The sequence below is a fragment of the Rhizorhabdus wittichii genome (assembly GCF_017607425.1).
Classification (GTDB): domain Bacteria; phylum Pseudomonadota; class Alphaproteobacteria; order Sphingomonadales; family Sphingomonadaceae; genus Rhizorhabdus; species Rhizorhabdus wittichii.
Genome location: NZ_CP059319.1, coordinates 2,301,272 through 2,321,555, shown reverse-complemented (window position 1 = coordinate 2,321,555; position 20,284 = coordinate 2,301,272). Strand labels below are relative to the sequence as shown.

Annotated in this window: 19 protein-coding genes; 9 read left to right on the top strand and 10 right to left on the bottom strand. The window is 65.3% G+C overall.

Annotated elements, in window-relative coordinates; all coding sequences use genetic code 11:
• Positions 1 to 128: 128 nt before the first annotated feature.
• The 6 genes from HRJ34_RS10925 to HRJ34_RS10900 all read left to right on the top strand — a co-directional run bounded on the left by HRJ34_RS10925 (position 129) and on the right by HRJ34_RS10900 (position 6,997).
• Positions 129 to 1,433 (top strand): MFS transporter, encoded by a 1,305-nt coding sequence (locus tag HRJ34_RS10925; protein ID WP_208634094.1) that lies wholly within the window; start codon positions 129 to 131, stop codon positions 1,431 to 1,433.
• A 16-nt stretch (positions 1,434 to 1,449) separates the two neighbouring features.
• Positions 1,450 to 2,913, top strand: a complete 1,464-nt coding sequence (mmsA, locus tag HRJ34_RS10920; RefSeq protein WP_208634093.1) for a CoA-acylating methylmalonate-semialdehyde dehydrogenase — start codon at positions 1,450 to 1,452, stop codon at positions 2,911 to 2,913.
• A gap of 34 nt (positions 2,914 to 2,947) precedes the next feature.
• A complete protein-coding gene (locus HRJ34_RS10915) occupies positions 2,948 to 3,754 on the top strand; it encodes an alpha/beta fold hydrolase (RefSeq protein ID WP_226949153.1) in 807 nt (268 codons plus the stop codon).
• Between the two features lie 135 nt (positions 3,755 to 3,889).
• Complete coding sequence (locus HRJ34_RS10910) at positions 3,890 to 4,600, top strand: glutathione S-transferase family protein (protein ID WP_226949152.1); 711 nt, start codon at positions 3,890 to 3,892, stop codon at positions 4,598 to 4,600.
• A gap of 145 nt (positions 4,601 to 4,745) precedes the next feature.
• A complete protein-coding gene (locus HRJ34_RS10905) occupies positions 4,746 to 6,080 on the top strand; it encodes a replication-associated recombination protein A (protein WP_208634091.1) in 1,335 nt (444 codons plus the stop codon).
• Between the two features lie 56 nt (positions 6,081 to 6,136).
• The gene (locus HRJ34_RS10900; protein ID WP_016746832.1) at positions 6,137 to 6,997 is read left to right on the top strand and encodes a fumarylacetoacetate hydrolase family protein; all 861 of its coding nucleotides are present in this window, start codon (positions 6,137 to 6,139) and stop codon (positions 6,995 to 6,997) included.
• A gap of 63 nt (positions 6,998 to 7,060) precedes the next feature.
• Here the strand turns inward: HRJ34_RS10900 and HRJ34_RS10895 are convergent, their stop codons facing one another.
• Positions 7,061 to 8,470: an amidase gene (locus HRJ34_RS10895; protein ID WP_208634090.1), complete on the bottom strand. Its 1,410-nt coding sequence runs from the start codon at positions 8,468 to 8,470 to the stop codon at positions 7,061 to 7,063.
• Between the two features lies 1 nt (position 8,471).
• Positions 8,472 to 9,248 carry a class II aldolase/adducin family protein gene (locus tag HRJ34_RS10890; protein WP_016746834.1) on the bottom strand — a complete coding sequence of 259 codons (777 nt, stop codon included), beginning with the start codon at positions 9,246 to 9,248 and terminating at the stop codon, positions 8,472 to 8,474.
• Between the two features lie 297 nt (positions 9,249 to 9,545).
• Between HRJ34_RS10890 and HRJ34_RS10885 the strand changes: the two genes are divergently transcribed.
• Positions 9,546 to 10,415, top strand: a complete 870-nt coding sequence (locus tag HRJ34_RS10885) for a FadR/GntR family transcriptional regulator (RefSeq protein ID WP_016746835.1) — start codon at positions 9,546 to 9,548, stop codon at positions 10,413 to 10,415.
• Between the two features lie 30 nt (positions 10,416 to 10,445).
• On the opposite strand, the gene HRJ34_RS10880 is transcribed toward HRJ34_RS10885, so the two are convergent.
• A complete protein-coding gene (locus HRJ34_RS10880; RefSeq protein ID WP_011952487.1) occupies positions 10,446 to 11,078 on the bottom strand; it encodes a glutathione S-transferase family protein in 633 nt (210 codons plus the stop codon).
• 259 nt (positions 11,079 to 11,337) lie between these two features.
• Between HRJ34_RS10880 and HRJ34_RS10875 the strand changes: the two genes are divergently transcribed.
• Positions 11,338 to 12,183: a class I SAM-dependent methyltransferase gene (locus HRJ34_RS10875; protein WP_319025638.1), complete on the top strand. Its 846-nt coding sequence runs from the start codon at positions 11,338 to 11,340 to the stop codon at positions 12,181 to 12,183.
• Positions 12,184 to 12,282: 99 nt separating this feature from the next.
• On the opposite strand, the gene map is transcribed toward HRJ34_RS10875, so the two are convergent.
• The 6 genes from map to HRJ34_RS10845 are packed head-to-tail and all read right to left on the bottom strand — an operon-like array spanning position 12,283 to position 18,090.
• Positions 12,283 to 13,107, bottom strand: a complete 825-nt coding sequence (map, locus tag HRJ34_RS10870; RefSeq protein ID WP_011952485.1) for a type I methionyl aminopeptidase — start codon at positions 13,105 to 13,107, stop codon at positions 12,283 to 12,285.
• 47 nt (positions 13,108 to 13,154) lie between these two features.
• Positions 13,155 to 14,342, bottom strand: a complete 1,188-nt coding sequence (locus HRJ34_RS10865; RefSeq protein ID WP_030090484.1) for an L-lactate dehydrogenase — start codon at positions 14,340 to 14,342, stop codon at positions 13,155 to 13,157.
• A gap of 25 nt (positions 14,343 to 14,367) precedes the next feature.
• Positions 14,368 to 15,291, bottom strand: a complete 924-nt coding sequence (locus tag HRJ34_RS10860) for an NAD(P)-dependent oxidoreductase (RefSeq protein ID WP_226949151.1) — start codon at positions 15,289 to 15,291, stop codon at positions 14,368 to 14,370.
• 26 nt (positions 15,292 to 15,317) lie between these two features.
• A complete protein-coding gene (gene dmpG, locus HRJ34_RS10855) occupies positions 15,318 to 16,367 on the bottom strand; it encodes a 4-hydroxy-2-oxovalerate aldolase (RefSeq protein WP_208634087.1) in 1,050 nt (349 codons plus the stop codon).
• Positions 16,364 to 17,308 carry an acetaldehyde dehydrogenase (acetylating) gene (locus HRJ34_RS10850; RefSeq protein WP_086400607.1) on the bottom strand — a complete coding sequence of 315 codons (945 nt, stop codon included), beginning with the start codon at positions 17,306 to 17,308 and terminating at the stop codon, positions 16,364 to 16,366. Before HRJ34_RS10850 ends, dmpG begins: the two co-directional genes overlap by 4 nt.
• 2 nt (positions 17,309 to 17,310) lie before the next feature.
• Positions 17,311 to 18,090: a 2-keto-4-pentenoate hydratase gene (locus tag HRJ34_RS10845; protein WP_016747000.1), complete on the bottom strand. Its 780-nt coding sequence runs from the start codon at positions 18,088 to 18,090 to the stop codon at positions 17,311 to 17,313.
• 79 nt (positions 18,091 to 18,169) lie between these two features.
• Between HRJ34_RS10845 and HRJ34_RS10840 the strand changes: the two genes are divergently transcribed.
• Positions 18,170 to 18,979, top strand: a complete 810-nt coding sequence (locus tag HRJ34_RS10840; RefSeq protein WP_208634086.1) for an IclR family transcriptional regulator — start codon at positions 18,170 to 18,172, stop codon at positions 18,977 to 18,979.
• 142 nt (positions 18,980 to 19,121) lie between these two features.
• Here the strand turns inward: HRJ34_RS10840 and HRJ34_RS10835 are convergent, their stop codons facing one another.
• Positions 19,122 to 20,141, bottom strand: a complete 1,020-nt coding sequence (locus HRJ34_RS10835; protein ID WP_208634085.1) for an NAD(P)H-dependent flavin oxidoreductase — start codon at positions 20,139 to 20,141, stop codon at positions 19,122 to 19,124.
• Positions 20,142 to 20,284 lie beyond the last annotated feature (143 nt).

The following is a 20,284-nucleotide window of genomic DNA, read 5'->3' as shown; positions in this document are numbered from 1 at the left end:
GCCGCCGCCAGCGCGGCAGTGCACAGGCGCCGATGATGGGGCCGGCGACATCCGGGCTGCGGATTGCACGAAACTCCGATGAGCGCGGCTTGGGACCGCGGATCGCCCGCTGACCAGAGGCTTCCTGCATGACCAGCTTTGTTCAGGGCCGGAAAATGACGGCGGCATTGCTCGCGCTCATAGTCGGTTCATCGTTCTTCTGCCGTATGGCCTTGAACTCCTTGCAGGAGTCCCTGCAGACGGGGATGGGCCTCAACGACAACCAGGTCGCGCTGGTGCAGGGGACGGCGATGGCGATCCCGGCCGTTCTCGGGGGCGTTCCCGTCGGACTGCTCGTCGACCGGTTCGATCGCGCCAGGCTCCTGACCATGTTTTGCCTGGTGAACCTCATCGGTACGATCTCCACGGCGCTGAGCACCGATCTCGTCATGCTCTTCGCCTCACGCGCCATGGTCGGCTTCTCGACCGCGGCGGTGGCCATCACGGCGCCGTCGCTTCTGGCCGACCTGTTCCCGCGTTCGCGGCGCGGGAGGGGGAGCATGATCTACGGCGTTTCCCAGGTCGGCGGGATGGCGGCGGCCTTTGCCGCGGGAGGGGCGCTCGTCGCGATCCTGCACGCGCCCGACATGTGGCGATCGGGCGCGCTGGTGATGAGCTGTCCTCTGCTTGGCGTGCTTTTGCTGTCCTTGCTGCTTCGTGAGCAGGAACGCATGGAGATCGCGGAGCAGCGGCCGACCCTTGCCGGATCCGCTGTCGAGCTCTGGAATTTCCGAAGCGTTTTCGCGCCGTTGTTCTGCGGCGTGGTCGCGATCGGCGTCGCCGATGGAGCCACGCTGGTATGGGTCGTCCCCACCTTGTCCCGCTCCTTCGGCATGGGGGCCGGCTACGCCAGCGGCGTCATGGGTATGGCCCTTGTGATCGGGGGGCTGCTAGGCCCGATACTCGGCGGCTTCGCTGCGGACCGCTGCCTCAATTCGGGTGGGGCGGCACGCGCGATGACGCTGCTTGCCTCGCTGGCCGCCTTGAGCGGAGCCCAGGGGCTGTTCGCTCTCGCACCAGGCGGGCTGTCGGCAAGCATCTGCCTCACCGCATTCCTTCTGGTCGGCAGCATGATCAATTCCGTCTCGCTCACGCTGATCACCGTCCTCCTTCCCAACGAACTGCGTGGCTTCTGCGTGGCGGTTCTGTCCGTCGTGCTGATTTTGTTCAGCTTCGGCTTGGCGCCAAGCCTTGTCAGCATCACCGCCGCGGGCATCGGCGGCCCGGCCGACGTGGGCATCGCCCTCGCGATGGTCTGCGGGACGGCGAGCGTCGTTTCCGGAGCCGCGTTCCTGTTTGGACGTGAGCATCTGAAACGGCGTCCGCGGCGGCACGGGCGGATGCCGGAGCGAACGATGGACCGGGCCGATCGGGCCTCCGTTTTACATCCATAGCCGCAGAGAGCTTTTCATGACCCAGTTGTCTCACTTCGTATCTGGTCGGTTCCTGCCGTCGGCGGGGGCCGTCGTTCCAATCTTCAACCCAGCCACCGAGGCTCAAATCGATTTGGTGCCGTTGGGTCTCAAGGAGGAAGTCGATGTCGCCGTCGCCGCGGCAAAAGCGGCGCTTCCGGCTTGGTCGGCGCTTGGGTTGCAGCAGCGGAGCAATCTGCTCTTTGATCTTCGTCAGGCCTTGGCCGAAAACAGGCAGGAGATCATCGATCTGATTCTGTGCCAGACGGGCAAGACGTTGGCTGATGCCACGGCGGAGATCGCCCGCGCAGCCGAAATCATCGGCCACGCGACCGCAACCCCGACACTTTCGGCGACACCCTATACCCGCAGCGTCGCTGCCAACATCAACACCTATGAGGTGCGCTATCCGGTAGGCATCGTGGCGGCGATCAGTCCGTTCAATTTCCCGGTTATGATTCCCCTGCTCCAAACCATGACGGCGATTGCGTGTGGGAACACGGTCGTTGTCAAGCCGAGTGAGCGAAACCCTTCCGCCTTGCTCCACATAGCCGAACTATTCTCGAAAGCTGGATTGCCGGACGGTGTCTTCAATGTCGTTCTAGGCGATCGCACGATCGTGGATCACATCATCGAGCACCCCGATGTCGCGGCCATCACATTCGTCGGTTCGACCCCTGTTGCCCGTTATGTTCGCACCCAGGGCGTTGCGCACAACAAGCGCGTGCAGGCTTTTGGCGGGGGCAAGAACCATTTGGTCATCATGCCGGACGCCGACCTGGATACCGCGGCGAATGCAGCGGTATCCGCCGCCTTCGGCGCTGCCGGCCAACGCTGCATGGCCGTTTCCGTGGTCGTTATCGTGGGATCGATAGCGGACGACCTCGTGAAGGCGATCATTGACCGCGCATCGGCGATATCGATGGGCGATGTCGCCGATGCATCTTCTGAATTGGGCCCCGTCATAAGCGCGCAGAGCAGGCAACGCATCGTGGATTATATCGATGCTGCCGCGGGCGAGGGAGGGATATTGGCGCTCGACGGACGTCAGCGTATCGTCGAGGAGGCGGGCTGGTATGTGGCGCCGACAGTCATCGACCATGTAAAGCCTGGCATGGCCGTGCATAGCGAAGAAATTTTCGGACCGGTTCTGTCCGTCGTGCGGGTCGAGACCTATCAAGAGGCCATCGACGTCATATCCGCCAGCACGTTCGGAAATGGGGCGGCGATCTTCACGAATGACGGGGCGCTGGCCACCCAGTTCACGGACGATGCACAGGCCGGCCAGATCGGCATCAACGTTCCCATTCCTTCCCCCGTCTATTTTCATGGCTTCGCAGGTTGGAGAAGCAGCGCTTTCACGGAAAGCAAGCTGCATGGTCGGGACGCGATAGATTTTCTGACGCGCACGAAAACCATCACCGCGCGCACCCTCCAGGCCCAAATCGAAGGCGCCATGTAACTGCGTTCTTCGGGGCGTGAACCGCTCAAATCCAATGTTCGCCGATAAATATGAGAGAGGTATCGCCATGAAAGACTCGTTCGTATCGACTTCCCTCGGCCGCGTTCATCTCCGTACTATTGGTGACGGGCCGATTCTTTTCCTCATGCACAGCGTTGGTAATTCGGCTTTCGAGTTCGATGCGCTGGCGCCGCTCTTGGCAGACCGCTGGCAGGTCGTGTCGTGGGACATGCCCGGGCACGGCGATTCCAGTCGCCCGTCGCGCTTTGTGTCCCTGACCGAGTTCGCCGATCTCGCGGTTGAAATCGCCTGCGGCCTCGGGCACGGAAAGCCGGTTCTTGGCGGCAGTTCGGTCGGAGCGGCGATCACCATAAACGCGGTCGAGCGACATGCGGATCGTCTGAGCGCCATCGTGTCGATCGAGCTTCCGATCAGCCGCACCGGCGAGTGGTGGGAACGGAATTGGTTGACGGTCGAAACCATAACGACCCTTGACGATGAAGCCGAGAAATTCGGCAATGGCCGTTACCGCAAATGGTCGCCCGCTCTCGCCACCAGGCAGCGTATCGATCGAGCCAAGGTCGGTCCGCATCAGCTGATGCAGGTTCTGTGGGCCGGGCGCGAAGATACGGACGCGTACCAGCGGCGAATTCGGAGCATTCGGATCCCGAGCCTCTTCATCGTCGGCGACAAAGGCGACGCACCTGAAACCGAGGAAATACTCGCTACGCTCAACCCCAATGCCAAGCTTGCGACGATCGAAGATGCCGGTCATTTCCCGCACAGCGATGATCCCGCCGGCGTAGCGGCGGCTATCCTGTCCGAAATAGCGCTCTCTTGATCGTCAAGCGGTCGATCGGGACGAAACGCCGCCCCGGGGGCGGGTCAACGGGTACTCAGCCGATGGGGCATCCATGATGGTTTTGCGGCGATCCCGGGCGCGGCGCACGTCCATGGGCAGGATGGGAAAGATATGATGGCGGCGAACATTACCCTCTACGAGATTGCCGTATCGGGTGGCGCGTCGGCCAGTCCGTTCGTATGGCGGACCAAATTCTCGCTTGCCCGCAAGGGTATCCCGTATCGATCGAAGATGCTCGGCCTGACCGACATTTCCCGGCAATTCGACGGGCGCTTCCAAACCGTTCCCATCATCGACTTCGGCGACAGGCAGATGAACGAGAGCATCGCCATCGCGGATTGGCTCGACGAGGCTTATCCCGATCTGCCGGCGATCTTCTCGGGACCGGCCGAGCGGGCGATGATCGGCTTCTTCGACCAGTGGCTCCTGCAACTGATCGTGACGGGGATCCTGCCGATCTACGCGCTCGACGCCCATGACGGTGCGGCACCCCATGATCGGGACTATTACCGGCGATCCAGGGAGTCGTTCTTTGGCCAGACGCTCGAGGAGGTCGTGGTGAAGCGCGAGGAGCTGTTGCCGGATGTCCGCCGCTCGTTCGAGCCCGTCCGGCAGACGATCGTGAACCAGCCGTTCCTCGGTGGGACGAGCCCCAATTTCGCGGATATGTGCCTGCTGGGCCTGTTCATTTTCGTGGGTACGATCGGGACCCTGCCGCTTCTCGCGGCCGACGATCCGCTCGTCGCCTATGCGGATCGCGGATTCGCCTGTTTCCCATCGGAGACGGCCTCGCTCAGGCTGAAGCTCGGTGAGCCGACGCGCTAGCGCGGGACGGGTTGGAGTTCGAGAATGGCCGGGAGGCATATTCCGAGCTCCCATCCCGCGCGCCTCTGCGCGCCTGGGTCTCAAGGCCGCTGTCTCACCGACGATCGGCGGATATAGGGGGCGGGAAACCGCACGAGGGTATGAGATGGATCTGTTCAACGAGGCCGGGCCCGACGCCTCTTCCGTGCCATGCGACGTCGAGGCCCGGCCGCTTGCGGAACGGCTCCGTCCGACACGTATCGAGGATGTCGTCGGGCAGGAGCATCTGACTGGCCCCGATGCGCCCCTTGCCCGCATGGTGGCTGCCCGGCGGCTCAGCTCGATCATCTTCTGGGGGCCTCCGGGGATCGGCAAGACGACACTGGCGCGTCTGCTTGCCGATCTTGTCGGCATGCGTTTCGAGGCATTCTCGGCCACCGATGTTACGGTCGCCGGGCTGAAGGCGGCCTATGCAGAGGCGAAACGGCATCTGCGCATGGGCAAACGGACCGTGCTCTTTCTCGACGAAAGTCACAGGGCGGCCCGAAACATCACCGAAACGCTGCTCCCGGTCATGGAGGATGGCACGATCACCGCCATCCTCGCGACGACCGAGGCGCCATCATTCACGCTCCCAAAGGGTATCACGTCGCGCGCTCGCGTCCTCACGCTCAATCCGCTCGATACCGGCGGCCTGACCCAGCTCCTCGATCGTGCCGAGCAGCATTGCGGTGTCCAGCTCAACCTGACCGATGAGGCGAGGATCGCGCTTTTCGAACAGGCCGGCGGCGACGGGCGCTACTTCCTCAACATGGTTGAGGACCTGCTCGATGCGCCGGCCATGGAGCCCCTCGCGCCTGAGGATCTCCGGCGCATCCTGTCGCGCCGCATCGCCAACTATGATCGCCAGGGCGACGGCCATTATGAGCTGGCCAGCGCCTTCCAGAAATCGATCCGTGGCAGCGATCCGGACGCGGCCCTCTATTATGGCGCCCGCCTGGTCCAGGCGGGCGAGGATCCGCGCTTCATCCTGCGCCGGCTGCTGGTAATGGCCTCGGAAGAGGTCGCGATGGCCGATCCCACGATATTGGGTGTCGTTGCCGCAGCGCTCGATACCTTTCAGCATGTCGGCATGCCCGAGGCCAAATATGCGCTGGCCCAGGCGATCGTGGCGGTCGCCACCGCGCCGAAGTCCAACGCCGTCTACCTCGCCTGGAAGCAGGCGATGGCGCTGGCGGAAGCGACGCCGAGCGTCCGGCCGCCACGGCGCATCCTGAACGCGCCGACCGAGCTGCACCGATCGCTCGGCTTCAAGACGGACTATGAATATTCGCATGACTGGCCGAACGCCTTTTCGGCGCAGAATTACTGGCCGGACGAGCTGGGCCGCCACCGCTTCTATGCGCCGAACGAGCGTGGTTTCGAGGCGACGATCAAGCGGCGGGTCGAGCATTGGAACGGCCTGCGCGAGGAGAGGGATCGGCGCGACGCGGACGGATGAGGTTCCCCGGGGTGGGGGCGGTCCCCGTTCCGCATATGATAGGCGAAGGAGAGGATATGAAGCTGGTTCGATATGATGCGGGGGCGGGCGCGCGCATCGGCGTGGTGAAGGCGGATGGGATCGTCGACCTGACCGCGGCCCGCCTGGGCTGGACGACGATGATGGAGATCATCGCGGCCGGCGCCGAGACGCTGGACGCGATCGCCGGCATCGTGGCGCGTGACGATGCGTCGGTCGCGCTCGACGGTGTGCGACTGCTGGCCCCCATCGAGCGGCCCGGCAAATATCTCGCGATCGGCATGAACTATGCCAAGCATCGCGACGAAGCCGACAAGCTGGGAATCGCGAGCCCGCAGCATCAGCTCTGGTTCAACAAGCAGACGAGTTGCCTGTCGGGTCCGTTCGATGCGATCGACCCCGGCGTCTCCGAGAAGCTGGATTATGAAGTGGAGTTGGCCGCCGTCATCGGCCGGGCCGCCAAGCGGGTGTCGGAGGCCGACGCGCCGGGCCATGTGTTCGGCTATATGGTGGCGAACGACGTGTCCGCCCGCGACTGGCAATTCCATTCGCAGACCTTCACCATGGGCAAGTCGTTCGACACCCATGGGCCGATCGGTCCCTGGATCGTCACGGCGGACGAAATCGCGGATCCGCATGCTCTGGGGCTGCGCTGCTTCGTGAACGGCGAGAAGCGGCAGGACAGCAATACCAGCGAGATGGTGGCCAGCCTGTGGGACCAGATCGCCTATTTGTCGACCGCGTTCACGCTGGAGCCCGGCGACCTGATCGCGACCGGAACGCCGCATGGCGTCGGCGCTGCGCTGGAGCCGCCGATCTTCCTCAAGCCCGGCGACGTCGTGCGCTGCGAGATCGACGGGATCGGCGCGATCGAGAATATGGTCGTCGCGCCGCGCTGATCAGGACAGACGAAGCCGCGGAGACATGGTTGGTCTCCGCGGCTTTCTCGTCCCGGCAATGGGTCAGAAACGGGGATCGATCGGCGTCGCGACCCCGGCGGCGGCCTCGACGATTGCGGCCGCATCGAGGCAGATGTCCTCGCGGAAGCGTCGGCCTCCGACGAGCACGCCGATCGGCAGTCCGGTCGCCGGATCGAGCCGGCTCGGCACGCAGACCGACGGCAGGCCGAGCAGATTGGCGGGCGTCACCGGCCGGATGGTCTCCAGCAGGCCCGCCAGGCTCCCTGCCTCCAGATCATAGCCATGACCTGGTGTCACGCGGGTCCAGGTCGGACCCAGGATGATGGGATGGTCTTCCTGGAATGCCGACCATTCCATCGCGATGGCGTGGCGGCGGATGAGAGCCTCCGACATCTCGAAGGAACTGGCGAAGGGCGGAACGCCGTCCAGGTAGAAGTTGAAATAGCGCAGCGTATCGGGACTGAGCAGCGGCAGCATCCCTTCGGCGCCGAAGCGCTGGTCGCCGACGATGATCTGTCCCCAGGTCTCTATCGCTTCCTCATAGCGCGGCGGACAGGCCTCGACGACGTCATAGCCGGCATTGGCCAGCGCGTCGGCCGCGCCGCGCACGGCGTCCGCCACGGCGCTTTCCAGCGGCGCGCCGGGCAGGGTGGTCAGGACCGCCACGCGGATCGGCGACGGGATCGGCTTGCCGACCAGGGGTGCATCGATGGCCCAGGGGTCCTTGGGATGGGCGCCGATGATCGCTTCGAGGACGAGGCGGACATCGGCGACGGTGCGCGCCATCGGGCCCTGGACGTTCATCAACTGGTTGGAGATGTGCTGGTCCGGACCAGGAACCTGCTGCGCGATGGGCACGCGCCCGGCGGACGGCCGGACGCTGACGATGCCGCAGGCATTGGCGGGATTGCGCAGCGAGCCGCCCAGGTCCGATCCCAGTCCGATCGGTGTCATGCCGGATGCCAGCGCCGCCGCGTCGCCGCCGCTCGATCCACCCGCCGTCCGGTCATGATCCCAGGGATTGCGCGTCAGGCCATAGAGCGAACTGTCGGTCGATGGCCGCATGGCGAAGTCGGGAAGGTTGGTGCGCCCGATCGGAATGGCGCCAGCCGCGCGCATCTTCTCCACCACAGGCGCGTCGACCGGGGATATCGCTTCGGCCAGCACAGCGGAGCCCCAGGTCGTCGGCAGGCCGGCGACATCGATACAGTCCTTGATCGTGAAGGGGACGCCATGCAGCGAGCCGAGGCGCGCGCCTTCCCACCGCTTGCGATCGGCGTCACCGGCGGCCTTCAGCGCCTCGTCGCGCAGGACGCGGACCACCGCGTTGACCCGCGGATTGACCGCGTCGATCCGGGCGAGGTGGGCTTCGACAAGCTCGCGCGACGTCACTTCTCCCGCAGCCATCTGCCGGGCCATCTCGCTTGCCGAAAGCCGCCAAAGCTCGCTCATTCTATTTCCCCCTGACACTGGCGCTATAATCCCTCGCGAGATCGACATCGACCGCTTCGAAGCCTGCGGGCGTCGTATCGTCGACGCCTCGATCGAGCCCGAGGCGGTGGAGGCGGCGCAGATAATAGGCCCAGGCGGCCTCGTAATAGATGTTGGATCCCATGACCTGCTTGACGTCGGCCAGCTCGGCCGCAGGCATCGTCTGCACCTCGCCGGCGGCCATGGCTTTGAGTTGCGCGCCGCATACGTTGTCGAGCTCGATCGTCGAGACGACCGCGTCCTCCAGGCAGGTACCGGTGACGAGGACGCCGTGATGCTTGAGCAGCAGGGCCTTCATGGAGCCGAGCGCGTCGGCTATCGAGGCGCTCTGGCCGTGGAGAAGGGGGCTTTCATAGACCTCGGCGAGCGCGATCTCCCCGTGCCAGCGCGCGGCGTGCTGGTCGAAGGGGATGACCGACGCGCCGATCGCGCCCAAGGCGACGCCGTTGGCGCCATGATGATGGATGATCGCCCGCACGTCGGGCCGCGCCGCGTAGATCTTCCCGTGGATGGAGAGGCTCGGGTTGACCCGGCCCGGCCCGGAGACGGGCTTCAGATCGAAATCGACCTCGACGAGGTCCGCCGTTCGTACCTCCTCCACGCTCTGTCCGAGCTGATAGGTCCAGAAGGTCGAGCCGCCGGCACCGCGCATCGTCAGATGTGCGAGGACGCCGACCCCGATCTTGAAGGAGCCCAGGATTCGATAGGCCAGGGCCAGGTCGCGTACGGAATTGGTCATTCGTGCAGCCTTTGCGGATTTCGAAACGCCGGCAGGGCATCTTTCGTCAAACATATCTGATAACTATCGTATAAAGGCAAGCGGCCAGAAGCGGCAAGTCGCGAAAAAATTGTGTGATGATTTTCGGGAATGTCTACTTGTTGCGGTGTTCGGTCGCTTCTAAGGTATCCGACATGTGTGGGATATCGTCGATACAACAATGTTCGTCAGCCGGTCGGGATGGGGCGTCGATGGGAAGGGTGCGCGCGATCGGCCGTGGCGTTGCGGATTCCAGTGCGGAACGGTAGGAGTTGAAGGATGAATAGCCCTATCGCCAACGAGACCGGCCGCCGTGGCGTGCGCAAGCGCACTGACGACAACAGTGTTTCGCGAGGGCGCGGCAAGGCGGCTGCGGCCGCTTCGGTTGAGGTCGATCAGGGCGCCGGCGGTTCGCTGGTCCAGCAGGCGATCCGCGCGGTCGGCAATTACATGCGGGACAACGGCCTTCGCCCCGGCGATACGCTTCCGGGCGAGAAATATTTCGGCGACGAACTCGGGGTGAGCCGCGCCGTCATGCGCGAGGCGTTCGGTGCGCTGGGCGCGTTGCAGATCATCGACATCGCCCGTGGTCGCAAGCCGAAGGTCAGCCACGTCGACGGCTCGCTGTTCGCAACCTCGATCGTTCACGGCTTCAACACGTCGCAGATTTCGATCCTCGACGTCTGGGAGGTGCGCAAGACCGTCGAACTTCGCGCCACCGAAATGGCGGCGACGGCCCGCACTGATCAGGAACTCAAGGAAATCCAGGACATCGTCGAGGCGATCGCGATGCACATGGATGATCCTGATCTGGTTTCCCAGTATAATGCGGAGTTCCATTACGCCATCGCGCGGGCCAGCCATAATGTCCTGTTCGCCCAGATCCTGGCATCGTTCGCGCCGATCACCCGTATCGCCACACGCGCGGCGTGGAAGGCCTGTACGACGAAGGCGATGAAGCAGGCCCAGGTGACCCGGCACAAGGCGATCGTCCGGGCCATCGCCCGCAAGGACGCTGTCGCGGCGACGGATGCGATGCGCCAGTTGTTCGACGATGCGATCCGCGAAAACTGGAGCAGGCTTGCTGCCCATCGTTTCTCGTTCGACCCGTTCTTCGACCAGGGCCAGCGCCCCGCCCTCAAGGCTTGATCGAGGACGGGGCGGGCGCGGCAGCGGGCCTCAGCCCACCATCGCTGTATAATTGGCGATGTCTTCATCGATCACCTGCCGCAGCTTCGGCGTGTTCATCAGGCGATCCTTGACGGCGTCGAGATGCGGGGTGGGCGAAAGGCCCTGGCCCGCGGGCGCCATGATCTTCCAGAGGGCGAGCACGCCGGCATGATAATCGAGGATGCCGAGCGCCTTGCCGGTGTCGCGCAGGGCGATGCGGCGTTCGAGTTCGGCATAGGCGGCATCGAGACGAATGCGCGCCTGTGCGCCGACCTCGGCGGCGGCCGTGTCGCTGGGTGCGTAGCGATTGGGGCGGTTGATCATCTTCCAGGCGGCTTGCACCTCCGCCGCCGCGACGATCATGGTCGACAGTTCCTTCGCCCGTTCGATCGGGGTGGGGTCGGCCCAGCCCTGGCCGCCATGATCGGCGATGAAACTGAGGATCGCGACGGTTTGGGTGACGATCGCACCGTCATGGTCCAGGGCCGGGACCTCGCCCAGCGGATTGATCGACAGAAACGGCTCCTGCTTGGTCTCGCCGGACAGTGAATTGACGATCACCACCTCATGGCCGATGTCGGCCGCTGTCAGGGCAAGGCGACATGCCAGGGCGATGCTCATGGGTGAGTGGTAGAGGCGCATTCGGTTCGATTCCCTTCCTGATTTTCGAAGGGATTGCTCACATATATCTGATATCTTGGCAATGTCGAATATGGGCGCGTCAGCCGGCCTTTGCTGAAGACATCCAAAAATTCCTGGATTTATGTGTGTTTTTCCGAATCGATCTCATCCATGGATGGGCAATAGATATCAGATAAGTACTGGACATGGCCGGCAATGGATAGCATAGTCGCCGGCAACGTGGCGCCGACGTGCCCGCGATCTTGCCAGGAGGAACATGATGTCGACGACCGAAGCCGTTGCGCCCCTGTGGGACTTTGTGGGGCATTATGTCGGACGCTTCTCGGTCGCGCCCGATTTCGGCGCCCTCGGGCAATATGAGTTCATCGGCGAGGCGCTGCTTCCGATCGCGCAGATGATCGTCGACACTGCCGCGATCAAGCCGGGCGAAGCCGTGCTCGACGTCGGCGCGCGGAACAATGCCGCGCTGCTGGCCGCCCAGGCCGGCGCGAAGGTCACCGCGATCGAGGTCTCGCCCCGCCTGCTCGACGTCGCGCGGGAGAGACTGAAGGATTTTCCCGATACCCGCTTCGAGCTTGCCGACGTCGCGAAGCTTCCCTTTCCGGACGCCAGCTTCGATGCGGTGATCGATGCGGTGAGCCTGATGTTCGGGGCGGACCGCGAGGCGGCGGTCGCCGAGATGGCCCGGGTGCTGAAGCCGGGCGGGCGCATCGTGTGGACCGGCTGGTTCGGCGGCGACGCGATCTCGGACGTGGCGAAGATCCAGATCAACGACACCGCGGCCGTCGTCGGCCAGGCGCCGTTCCCCTACAGCTATTGGGGCAATGAGGACGAGATGCGCGCGCTGTTCGGCGCGCGGGGTTTCGATGTCGTCCTGACCAAGCATCCGATGGTCAACACCGGCCCCGCGCCGCGCACCTTCCTCGAGGGGCTCGACCAGGTCCATCCGGTGTCGCGCGGCTGCAGCCTGGCGCTCGAGAAGGCCGGCCTCTTCGAACGGACGATGACCCGGATGGTCGAGGCGATCGAGCGCCGCAACGAGGACAGCGAGGGCACGAAGATCAGCCGGCACTATGTCGTCGGTGTGGCGACGCGGAAGGCCTGATCCCCTTTTGGAAGCTTGCCGTCGGGCGGGTGTGCCGGGTGCACGCTCGCCCGATCTCCCGATGGCGCGGACTGCTTCCGCGCCATCGGCCGAACGGCCTCAGCGATAGGGCGGGCGGTGCAGGCCCTTGGGGCTGGCGGTGAAGATCTCGCAGCCGGTCTCGGTGATGCCGATCGAATGCTCGAACTGCGCCGACAGCGTCCGGTCGCGCGTCACGGCGGTCCAGCCGTCGTCGAGCAGCTTCACGTCGGGGCGTCCGATGTTGATCATCGGCTCGATGGTGAAGATCATGCCGGGCCGCAATTCGGGGCCGGTACCGGACTTTCCATAATGCAGCACGTCCGGAGCGTCGTGATAGACGCGGCCGACGCCATGGCCGACGAAATCGCGGACCACGCCGTAGCGATGCTTTTCGGCATGGGATTGGATCGCGTGGCCGATGTCGCCCAGATGGTTGCCGGGCTTCGCCTGCTCGATGCCGAGCATCAGGCATTCATAGGTCACGTCGACCAGCCGTCGCGCCTTGATCGATACGTCGCCGACGAGGAACATGCGGCTGGTGTCGCCATGCCATCCGTCGACGAGCGAGGTCAGGTCGATGTTGACGATATCGCCGTCCTTCAGCGTCCGTTCGCTCGGGATGCCGTGGCAGACGACATGGTTGATCGAAATGCAACTGGTGTGCGCGTAACCACGATAGCCGATGTTCGCAGGGGTGGCCCCCGCTGCCCGTATCGCCTCGCGTGCGAAGTCGTCCAGGGCCGCCATGCTGACGCCGGGTTCGACCAGCTCGGTCAAGGCATCCAGGACCGTGGCGGTGACTTGGCCCGCCTTGCGCATGGCGGCGAACCCCTCGGGACCGTGCAGTTTGATGGCGCCTGTCCGGCGGTCTTCAGCCGCCGTGGCGGAAACATATTGGGTCATCGCTTTTCCAGAATCGCTTCCATGCGCGTCATTGATGAAAGCATATCTTATATGTTGGGCCCCGATTTGTCACATGGCATGACATCGGAAGCGGGAGGAATTCGCCGCTCCCTGATCGTGTCGATATCCGCGAAGCCGGCGAGCGTCATGGCCGTGCGCAATTCGACCTGGAAGCGTGCGAGCAGAGCGGCGATCGCCGCTTCGCCGCCCGCGGCGGCGGCATAGGCCCAGGCGCGGCCGATGAGAACGCCGTCGGCACCGAGCAGGAGCGCTTTCAGCACATCCTGTCCGCTGCGCACACCGCCATCGACGAGGAGTGGCGCCCGCCCGCCGACCGCCCGAGCGATCGCGGGCAATGCGACGGCTGTCGGAGCAACGCCGTCAAGCTGGCGCCCGCCATGGTTGGAGACGACGAGGGCATCCGCACCGGCATCGAGCGCCATCGTCGCGTCCCGCCTATCGAGGATGCCCTTGATGACGAGCCTGCCCTTCCATTGGTTCCGGAGCCAGGCGATGTCTTTCCAGGTGACGCCTGCGTCGAACTGCCGCATCAGCCAGCCCCCGAAGCCGGCCAGATGGCGCGCCTTCGCGACATAGGGCGCGAGGTTGCCGAATGTGTGCGGACCGCCGCGCAGCCCGACGTCGACCAGCCAGCGGGGATGGCATGCATAGCTGAGCAGCTTGGCCGGCGTGGTGCCGCCGAAGAGATCGTTGCGGATGTCGCGCCGCCGGATACCGGGCACGGCGAGATCGACGGTGAAGACCAGCGTGCGGCAGCCGCCGTCCCAGGCCCGCCGGAGCAGGTCGACGACGACGTCGCGGTCGCGCATCATGTAGAGCTGGAACCAGAAGGGGCGCCGGGCCGCCTGCGCGACCTCCTCGACCGAGCAGATCGCATTGGCCGACAGGCAGAAGGGGACGCCCGCGGCTTCGGCCGCGCGCGCCGCCTGCGTCTCGCCGCGCCGGCACATCAGGCCGGCAAAGCCGATGGGCGCCAGGGCGAGCGGCATCGAGCAGGCTTCGCCGAGCAGGTCGCCCGCCGTCTCGACGGCCGACATGTCGACCATCACCCTTTGGGGCAAGCGCACCGCTGCGAATGCGGTCTCATTCTCATGGATCGTCATCTCGTCGCCCGCACCGCCTTCGAAATAATCGAAGATGAGGGGCGGAATCCGCGACCGCGCGATCCGGCGGAAATCGGCATGGCTGGCGAGGGTGGCGTAGCGATCGGCCAATGCGGGATCCTTGATCGGGATGGAGTCAGGCGATCCGGTTGGCGGGGCGTTCGCCTCGTCGCCACGCCTCGATCGCGTCGCACAGCACCGTCGCCATGCCCCGCCGCGCCTCTTCGGTCGCGCTGCCGATATGCGGCGTCGCCACCACATCGGGCCGGGCCAGGAAGCGCGGATCGATCTGCGGTTCGTTGCGAAAGACGTCGAGGCCCGCCGCCCGAACCTTCCCGCTCTCCAGCGCCTCCAGCAGCGCGTCGTCATCGATCAGATCGCCCCGGCCGATATTGACGACGACCAGTCCATCGCGCGCCAGGGCGAGACGTTCGCGGTTCAGGAAGTTGCGCGTCTCGCCCGTGGAAGGGGCCGCGAGCAGGAGGATATCGGCGCTGGCGAGAAATTCCTCCGCGGTGGCGGCGAAAGTGGCCCCGGCTTCATCCACGGCCCGCCTGCGGTTGTGGTAGACCAGCCTCATCCCGAAGGCCGTGGCCCGGCGTGCCACCCTGCGACCGATGTCGCCCAGGCCGTAGATGCCCAGCGTCCTGCCCGCGAGTTCGACGCCGAGGATGTGGCTCGACCACAGGTCGGTCCATCGGCCTTCGCGCAGCAGGGCGGTCGCCTCGGCCATCCGCCGCGTCGCGGCCAACAGCAGCAACATCGCCTGATCGGCCACCGCATTCGAGAGGATGCCGGGCGTGTTGAACATCGGCAGGCCGCGCGCACGGACCGCGTCGAGATCGATATGGTCGAGGCCGACCGAATAGGTCGCGAGCGCACCCACCGAGGCGGGAAGGCCTGCAAGGAAGGCCGCATCCACCCGCACGGCCGGGCTCAGCAGCAGGACATCCGGGCAAAGCGTGCCGAGCGATGCCGGCTCCGCGTCTTCGATGATGAAGCGCCGTGCGAATTCGGCACGCGCGATCGGCGCCAGCGGGACGAGCGACGCTATCCGCACGGGGGACGACTGGTCGGGAGCGTCATTCAAGGCGCGACCGCCCGCTTGCCCTCGGCTTTCCGCTTGATGTCGAGGGCGACGTCGACGATCATATCCTCCTGGCCGCCGACCATCTTGCGATGGCCAAGCTCGATGAGGATTTCGCGGGCATCGAGGCCATAGTCCGCCGCCGCCTTCTCGGCATGGCGCAGGAAGCTCGAATAGACCCCGGCATAGCCGAGCGCGAGCGTTTCGCGGTCGACGCGGACCGGGCGGTCCTGCAGCGGGCGGACGAGATCCTCGGCTGCGTCCATCAGCGCGTTGACGTCGCAGCCATGATTCCAGCCCTTGCGGTCGACCGCGGCGATGAACACCTCGAGCGGGGCGTTGCCCGCGCCCGCGCCCATGCCGGCGAGGCTGGCGTCGATCCGCACCGCGCCCTGCTGCGCCGCGACGATCGAGTTGGCGACGCCGAGCGAGAGGTTGTGGTGCGCGTGCATGCCGCGCTGCGTCTCGGGCTTGAGCACCCGGTCATAGGCCTGGAAGCGGGCGCGCACCCCGTCCATGTCGAGCGCGCCGCCGCTGTCGGTGACGTAGACGCACTGCGCGCCGTAGCTCTCCATCAGCAGCGCCTGCTGGGCGAGCGCCTCGGGCTCGATCATGTGGCTCATCATCAGGAAGCCCGACACGTCCATGCCGAGGTCGCGGGCGATGCCGATATGCTGCTTCGAGACGTCCGCCTCGGTGCAGTGCGTCGCCACGCGGACCGAGCGCACACCCAGGGCATGGGCGCGGCGAAGTTCCTCGACGGTGCCGATACCGGGCACCAGCAAGGTGGTCAGCACCGAGCGGGTCAGCACGTCGGCGACGGCCTCCAGCCATTCCCAGTCGGTGTGGGCGCCGAAGCCGTAGTTGAAGCTGGCGCCGTTGAGGCCGTCGCCATGCGCGACCTCGATCGCGTCGACCCCGGCCTCGTCGAGCGCCCTGGCGATCGCGCGGACATGGTCGATCCCGTACATGTGGCGGATCGCGTGCATGCCGTCGCGCAGCGTCACGTCCTGGATGTAGAGCTTGTCCTTGCCGACGTCGAAGCTCATGCCGCGGCCCTCCGTTCGATGATGCGCTGCGCGAGCAGCTCGCCGGTCGCCTTGGCGGCGGCGGTCATGATGTCGAGATTGCCCGAATAGCTGGGCAGATAGTCGCCGGCGCCCTCGACCTCGAGGAACACCGAGGTCTTGATGCCGGTGAACTCGCCGCGGCCGGGGATCTTCAGCCTGTTGTTGTCGCCGAACCGCTCGAACTGGACCTCCTGCTTGAGGCGGTAGCCCGGCACATAGGCCTGCACCTTCGCGACCATCGCCGCGACCGAGGCGCGGATCGCCTCCTCGTCGGCGCCCTCGGACAGGGTGAAGACGGTGTCGCGCATGATCATCGGCGGCTCGGCCGGGTTGAGGATGATGATCGCCTTGCCCTGCGCGGCGCCGCCGACCTTCTCGATCGCGCTCGCCGTGGTGCGGGTGAACTCGTCGATGTTGGCGCGGGTGCCGGGGCCGGCCGAGCGCGACGAGACCGAGGCGACGATCTCGGCATAATGGACCGTCGCGACCTGGCTCACGGCGGCGACGATCGGGATCGTCGCCTGGCCGCCGCAGGTGACCATGTTGACGTTGGTCGCGTCGAGATGCTCGTCCATGTTGACGGGCGGGATGGTGAAGGGGCCGATCGCCGCCGGGGTCAGGTCGACCACCAGCTTGCCGTCGGCGCGCAGCGCCTCGTCATGGACCTTGTGGGCATAGGCGGAGGTCGCGTCGAAGACGACGCCGATCTCGGCATAGTCGGGCAGCTTCTTCAGCCCCTCGATCCCCTCATGCGTGGTCGCGATGCCGCGCTCGCGCGCCATGGCGAGGCCCTCGGACGCCGGATCGATGCCGACGACCGCCGCCAGCTCCATGTTCTGGGGATATTTGATCATCTTGATCATCAGGTCGGTGCCGATATTGCCCGATCCGATGATCGCCGCCTTGACCTTCTGGCTCATCGTCACGCTCCGTAAGTGAATGTGCAGGTGCCGAGACCGCCGATCCGCGTGCGGACCTCGTCGCCCGGCGTCAGCGCGACCATCGGGCCGAGCGCGCCGGACAGCAGGATGTCGCCCGCGCGCAGCGGCTCTCCGTTCAAGGCCAGCGTTCGGGCGAGCCAGCGGACCGATTTATAGGGATGGTCGAAGCAGGCGGCGCCGGCGCCGACGGAAACGATCTCCCCGTTGATCTCGGTGACCATGCCGCAACTGTAGAGATCGAGGCCGATCGGGGATCGCACTTCGGTACCGAGTATGAAGAAGGCCGAAGACCCGTTGTCGGCAATGGTATCAGACAAGGTGATCTTCCAATCGGTAATGCGGCTGTCGACGATCTCGATCGCCGCCATGGCGCCGTCGATCGCGGCGGCGACATCGTCCAGCGAAAGGTCGGGATCGGCGAGGTCGCGCCCGAGGAGGAAGGCGATCTCCGCCTCCGCGCGGGGCTGAGTGACCGTCGCCGGGTCGAGCACCCCGCCATCGTCTATCCGCATGTCGGCGAAGAGCGCGCCGAAATCGGGCTGATCGATGCCGAACTGCCGCTGAACCGCCTTTGCGGTCGCACCGATCTTCCGCCCGACCAGACGGCGCCCCTGATCGATCCAGTAGCGGGTGTTGATCGCCTGCACCGCATAGGCGCCGTCGATATCCAGCGGCTCGAGGAAGGCGCGCAGCGGCGCGATGCTCTCGCCCCGATAGGCGTCGCGCAGTAGCCGCGCGGCATGATCAAACTGTCTCTCCATCGCAGAAAGATATATGATATGTTGGCAAGGTCGGACAATCTCGACCTGTCCCAACTTTCCGCAGGATGGAAAAATCGCGATGGCTGGATCGCCAACTTCGCTGGATAAATCGCTTTCGCTGCTGGTCCGGGTGATCGAGGACGGGCGCGATTGCCCTTCGCTGTCGGCGCTGGCCGATGCGGCCGACCTGCCGATTTCGACCGCTCACCGGCTGCTCGGCGGCCTGGAGCGGGCGGGCTTGATCGCCCAGCTCGGCCGCCATCGCTATGTGGGCGGGCCGGTGTTGTTGCGGCTGGCCCAGCTACAGCTTACGCCGAACCAGATCCTCGCCGAGGCCGCCAGGCCGATCCTGTCGGAACTGTCGCGCCGGACGCGCCGGATAACCCATCTCGGCATCCTCGAAGACGGCATGATGACCTATCTCCTCAAGGAGGGAGACGCCGACGGCGCTGCGGTTTCGCAGCCGGATATGCAGCTGGAGGCCTATTGTTCGGGAGTGGGCAAGGCGCTGCTTGCGCATCTCCCTCAGGACGACTTCGACGCCTATCTCGCGACGGCGCCTTTCGTCGCGCTGACGCCCGCTACGATCATCTCGTCCGGGACTCTACGGGCGGAACTCGCTGTCACCCGGGAGCGCGGCTATGCGCTCGATCAGGGAGAGATGTTCGATGGCTTCATCTGCATCGCCGTACCGATCCGCATCGGCGATCGCGTGGTTGCCGCGATCTCGCTCGTTGTGACGCACACGGCGACGCCTTGCCGTCCCGTCAGTTACCTCGCCCGCCTTCACGGTGCCGCTTCTCGGATCGAACAGCGTCTCCTCGGGTTGCGCGACCTATTCACACCGATACGATCAGGCTCTTCGCGTGATCTGGTACACGTACGCTAATCAGATAGGCGCAACCTCGTCTTCAGGCGTTTCGTTTTCCGATCGCCATCACTTCCCTTCCATCCGGGCCTTTCGGCCTCTACAGCGATTTCCAGGTAGATGGGAACATCTGCCGGCTCGGAAATCGTGGTAACACAAGAAGCTAGGGCGACCGATCCGATGCAATCGGATCGTGAACCGCCCTGGCCCGCATTCCGGCAAGACGCTGGGATATGATCGCTTCGGCCTCGGCGACGATGCGGCTGACGAGTTGCTCGCAGCTCGGCACGTCGTGGATCAGGCCTTGCACCATGCCGGCCCAGAACAGCCCGCGCGACAGGTCGCCGCTGTCGAGGACGTCCTTGCCCCGGGCGCCGGACACGAGGTGCCTGATATCCTCGAAGGTCGAGTCCGGTCTGGCGGAGATGGCGACCACCTCGTCCGACACGTCGCTCTTTCCCACCCGGGCCGTGTTCCTGAATTTGCGGAAGATGAGGTTCGTGCCGCGTTCGTCATTCTCCAGGATTCTCGCCTTCACCTTGTCGTGGATGGGCGCCTCTCTCGTGGCCAGGAAGCGGGTTCCCATGTTGATGCCCTCCGCCCCCAGCGCCAGCGCGGCGGCCAGGCCGCGCCCGTCGCCGAAACCGCCCGACGCGAGCAGAGGGATTTCAAGCTTGTCGGCGGCGGCGGGGATCAGGATCAGACCGGGAATATCGTCCTCGCCGGGGTGTCCGGCACATTCGAAGCCGTCGATCGAAACGATGTCGCAGCCGCCCCTTTCGGCGGATAGCGCATGGCGGACGCTGGTGCACTTGTGCAGGATCGTCACGCCGTGGGGCTTCAGCATGTCCCAGATCTCGCGGACGGCCGGAGTGCCCGCCGTCTCGACGATCTTGACGCCGCTGTCGATGACGACCTGCGCATAACCCTTGTAGTCGGGCGCATTGATCGTGGGAAACACGGTGATGTTCACCCCGAACGGCTTGTCGGTCATCGCGCGGCATCGCGCTATCTCCTCGCGCAGCGCCCGCGGATCGGGTTGGGTCAGCGCGGTCAGGATGCCGAGCCCGCCGGCGTTCGAAACCGCGCTCGCCAGGGCGGAGAGCCCGACATGCTGCATCCCGCCCTGGACGATCGGGTGCTTGATGCCGAGCTTTTCGGTAATGCGCGTTCCAATACCCATTTCATCACCTCAAAGCGTGGGGCGCCGCAGCCGAGCGATACGCCGTCTTCAGCACGTCTCGTCCGGAGCATCCGCATGGGGGCGGACCGCCTCTATCCCGGAGGCGCAATCTCTTATTGGGAGCCGCCGGCTTTCACCCATTC

Excerpts from the sequence above, each read along its gene's own strand:
- HRJ34_RS10925 (WP_208634094.1), top strand. The coding sequence starts at position 129 with ATGACCAGCTTTGTTCAGGGCCGGAAAATGACGGCGGCATTGCTCGCG.
- mmsA (WP_208634093.1), top strand. The coding sequence starts at position 1,450 with ATGACCCAGTTGTCTCACTTCGTATCTGGTCGGTTCCTGCCGTCGGCG.
- HRJ34_RS10915 (WP_226949153.1), top strand. The coding sequence starts at position 2,948 with ATGTTCGCCGATAAATATGAGAGAGGTATCGCCATGAAAGACTCGTTC.
- HRJ34_RS10910 (WP_226949152.1), top strand. The coding sequence starts at position 3,890 with ATGGCGGCGAACATTACCCTCTACGAGATTGCCGTATCGGGTGGCGCG.
- HRJ34_RS10905 (WP_208634091.1), top strand. The coding sequence starts at position 4,746 with ATGGATCTGTTCAACGAGGCCGGGCCCGACGCCTCTTCCGTGCCATGC.
- HRJ34_RS10900 (WP_016746832.1), top strand. The coding sequence starts at position 6,137 with ATGAAGCTGGTTCGATATGATGCGGGGGCGGGCGCGCGCATCGGCGTG.
- HRJ34_RS10895 (WP_208634090.1), bottom strand. The coding sequence starts at position 8,470 with ATGAGCGAGCTTTGGCGGCTTTCGGCAAGCGAGATGGCCCGGCAGATG.
- HRJ34_RS10890 (WP_016746834.1), bottom strand. The coding sequence starts at position 9,248 with ATGACCAATTCCGTACGCGACCTGGCCCTGGCCTATCGAATCCTGGGC.
- HRJ34_RS10885 (WP_016746835.1), top strand. The coding sequence starts at position 9,546 with ATGAATAGCCCTATCGCCAACGAGACCGGCCGCCGTGGCGTGCGCAAG.
- HRJ34_RS10880 (WP_011952487.1), bottom strand. The coding sequence starts at position 11,078 with ATGCGCCTCTACCACTCACCCATGAGCATCGCCCTGGCATGTCGCCTT.
- HRJ34_RS10875 (WP_319025638.1), top strand. The coding sequence starts at position 11,338 with ATGTCGACGACCGAAGCCGTTGCGCCCCTGTGGGACTTTGTGGGGCAT.
- map (WP_011952485.1), bottom strand. The coding sequence starts at position 13,107 with ATGACCCAATATGTTTCCGCCACGGCGGCTGAAGACCGCCGGACAGGC.
- dmpG (WP_208634087.1), bottom strand. The coding sequence starts at position 16,367 with ATGAGCTTCGACGTCGGCAAGGACAAGCTCTACATCCAGGACGTGACG.
- HRJ34_RS10850 (WP_086400607.1), bottom strand. The coding sequence starts at position 17,308 with ATGAGCCAGAAGGTCAAGGCGGCGATCATCGGATCGGGCAATATCGGC.
- HRJ34_RS10845 (WP_016747000.1), bottom strand. The coding sequence starts at position 18,090 with ATGGAGAGACAGTTTGATCATGCCGCGCGGCTACTGCGCGACGCCTAT.
- HRJ34_RS10840 (WP_208634086.1), top strand. The coding sequence starts at position 18,170 with ATGGCTGGATCGCCAACTTCGCTGGATAAATCGCTTTCGCTGCTGGTC.
- HRJ34_RS10835 (WP_208634085.1), bottom strand. The coding sequence starts at position 20,141 with ATGGGTATTGGAACGCGCATTACCGAAAAGCTCGGCATCAAGCACCCG.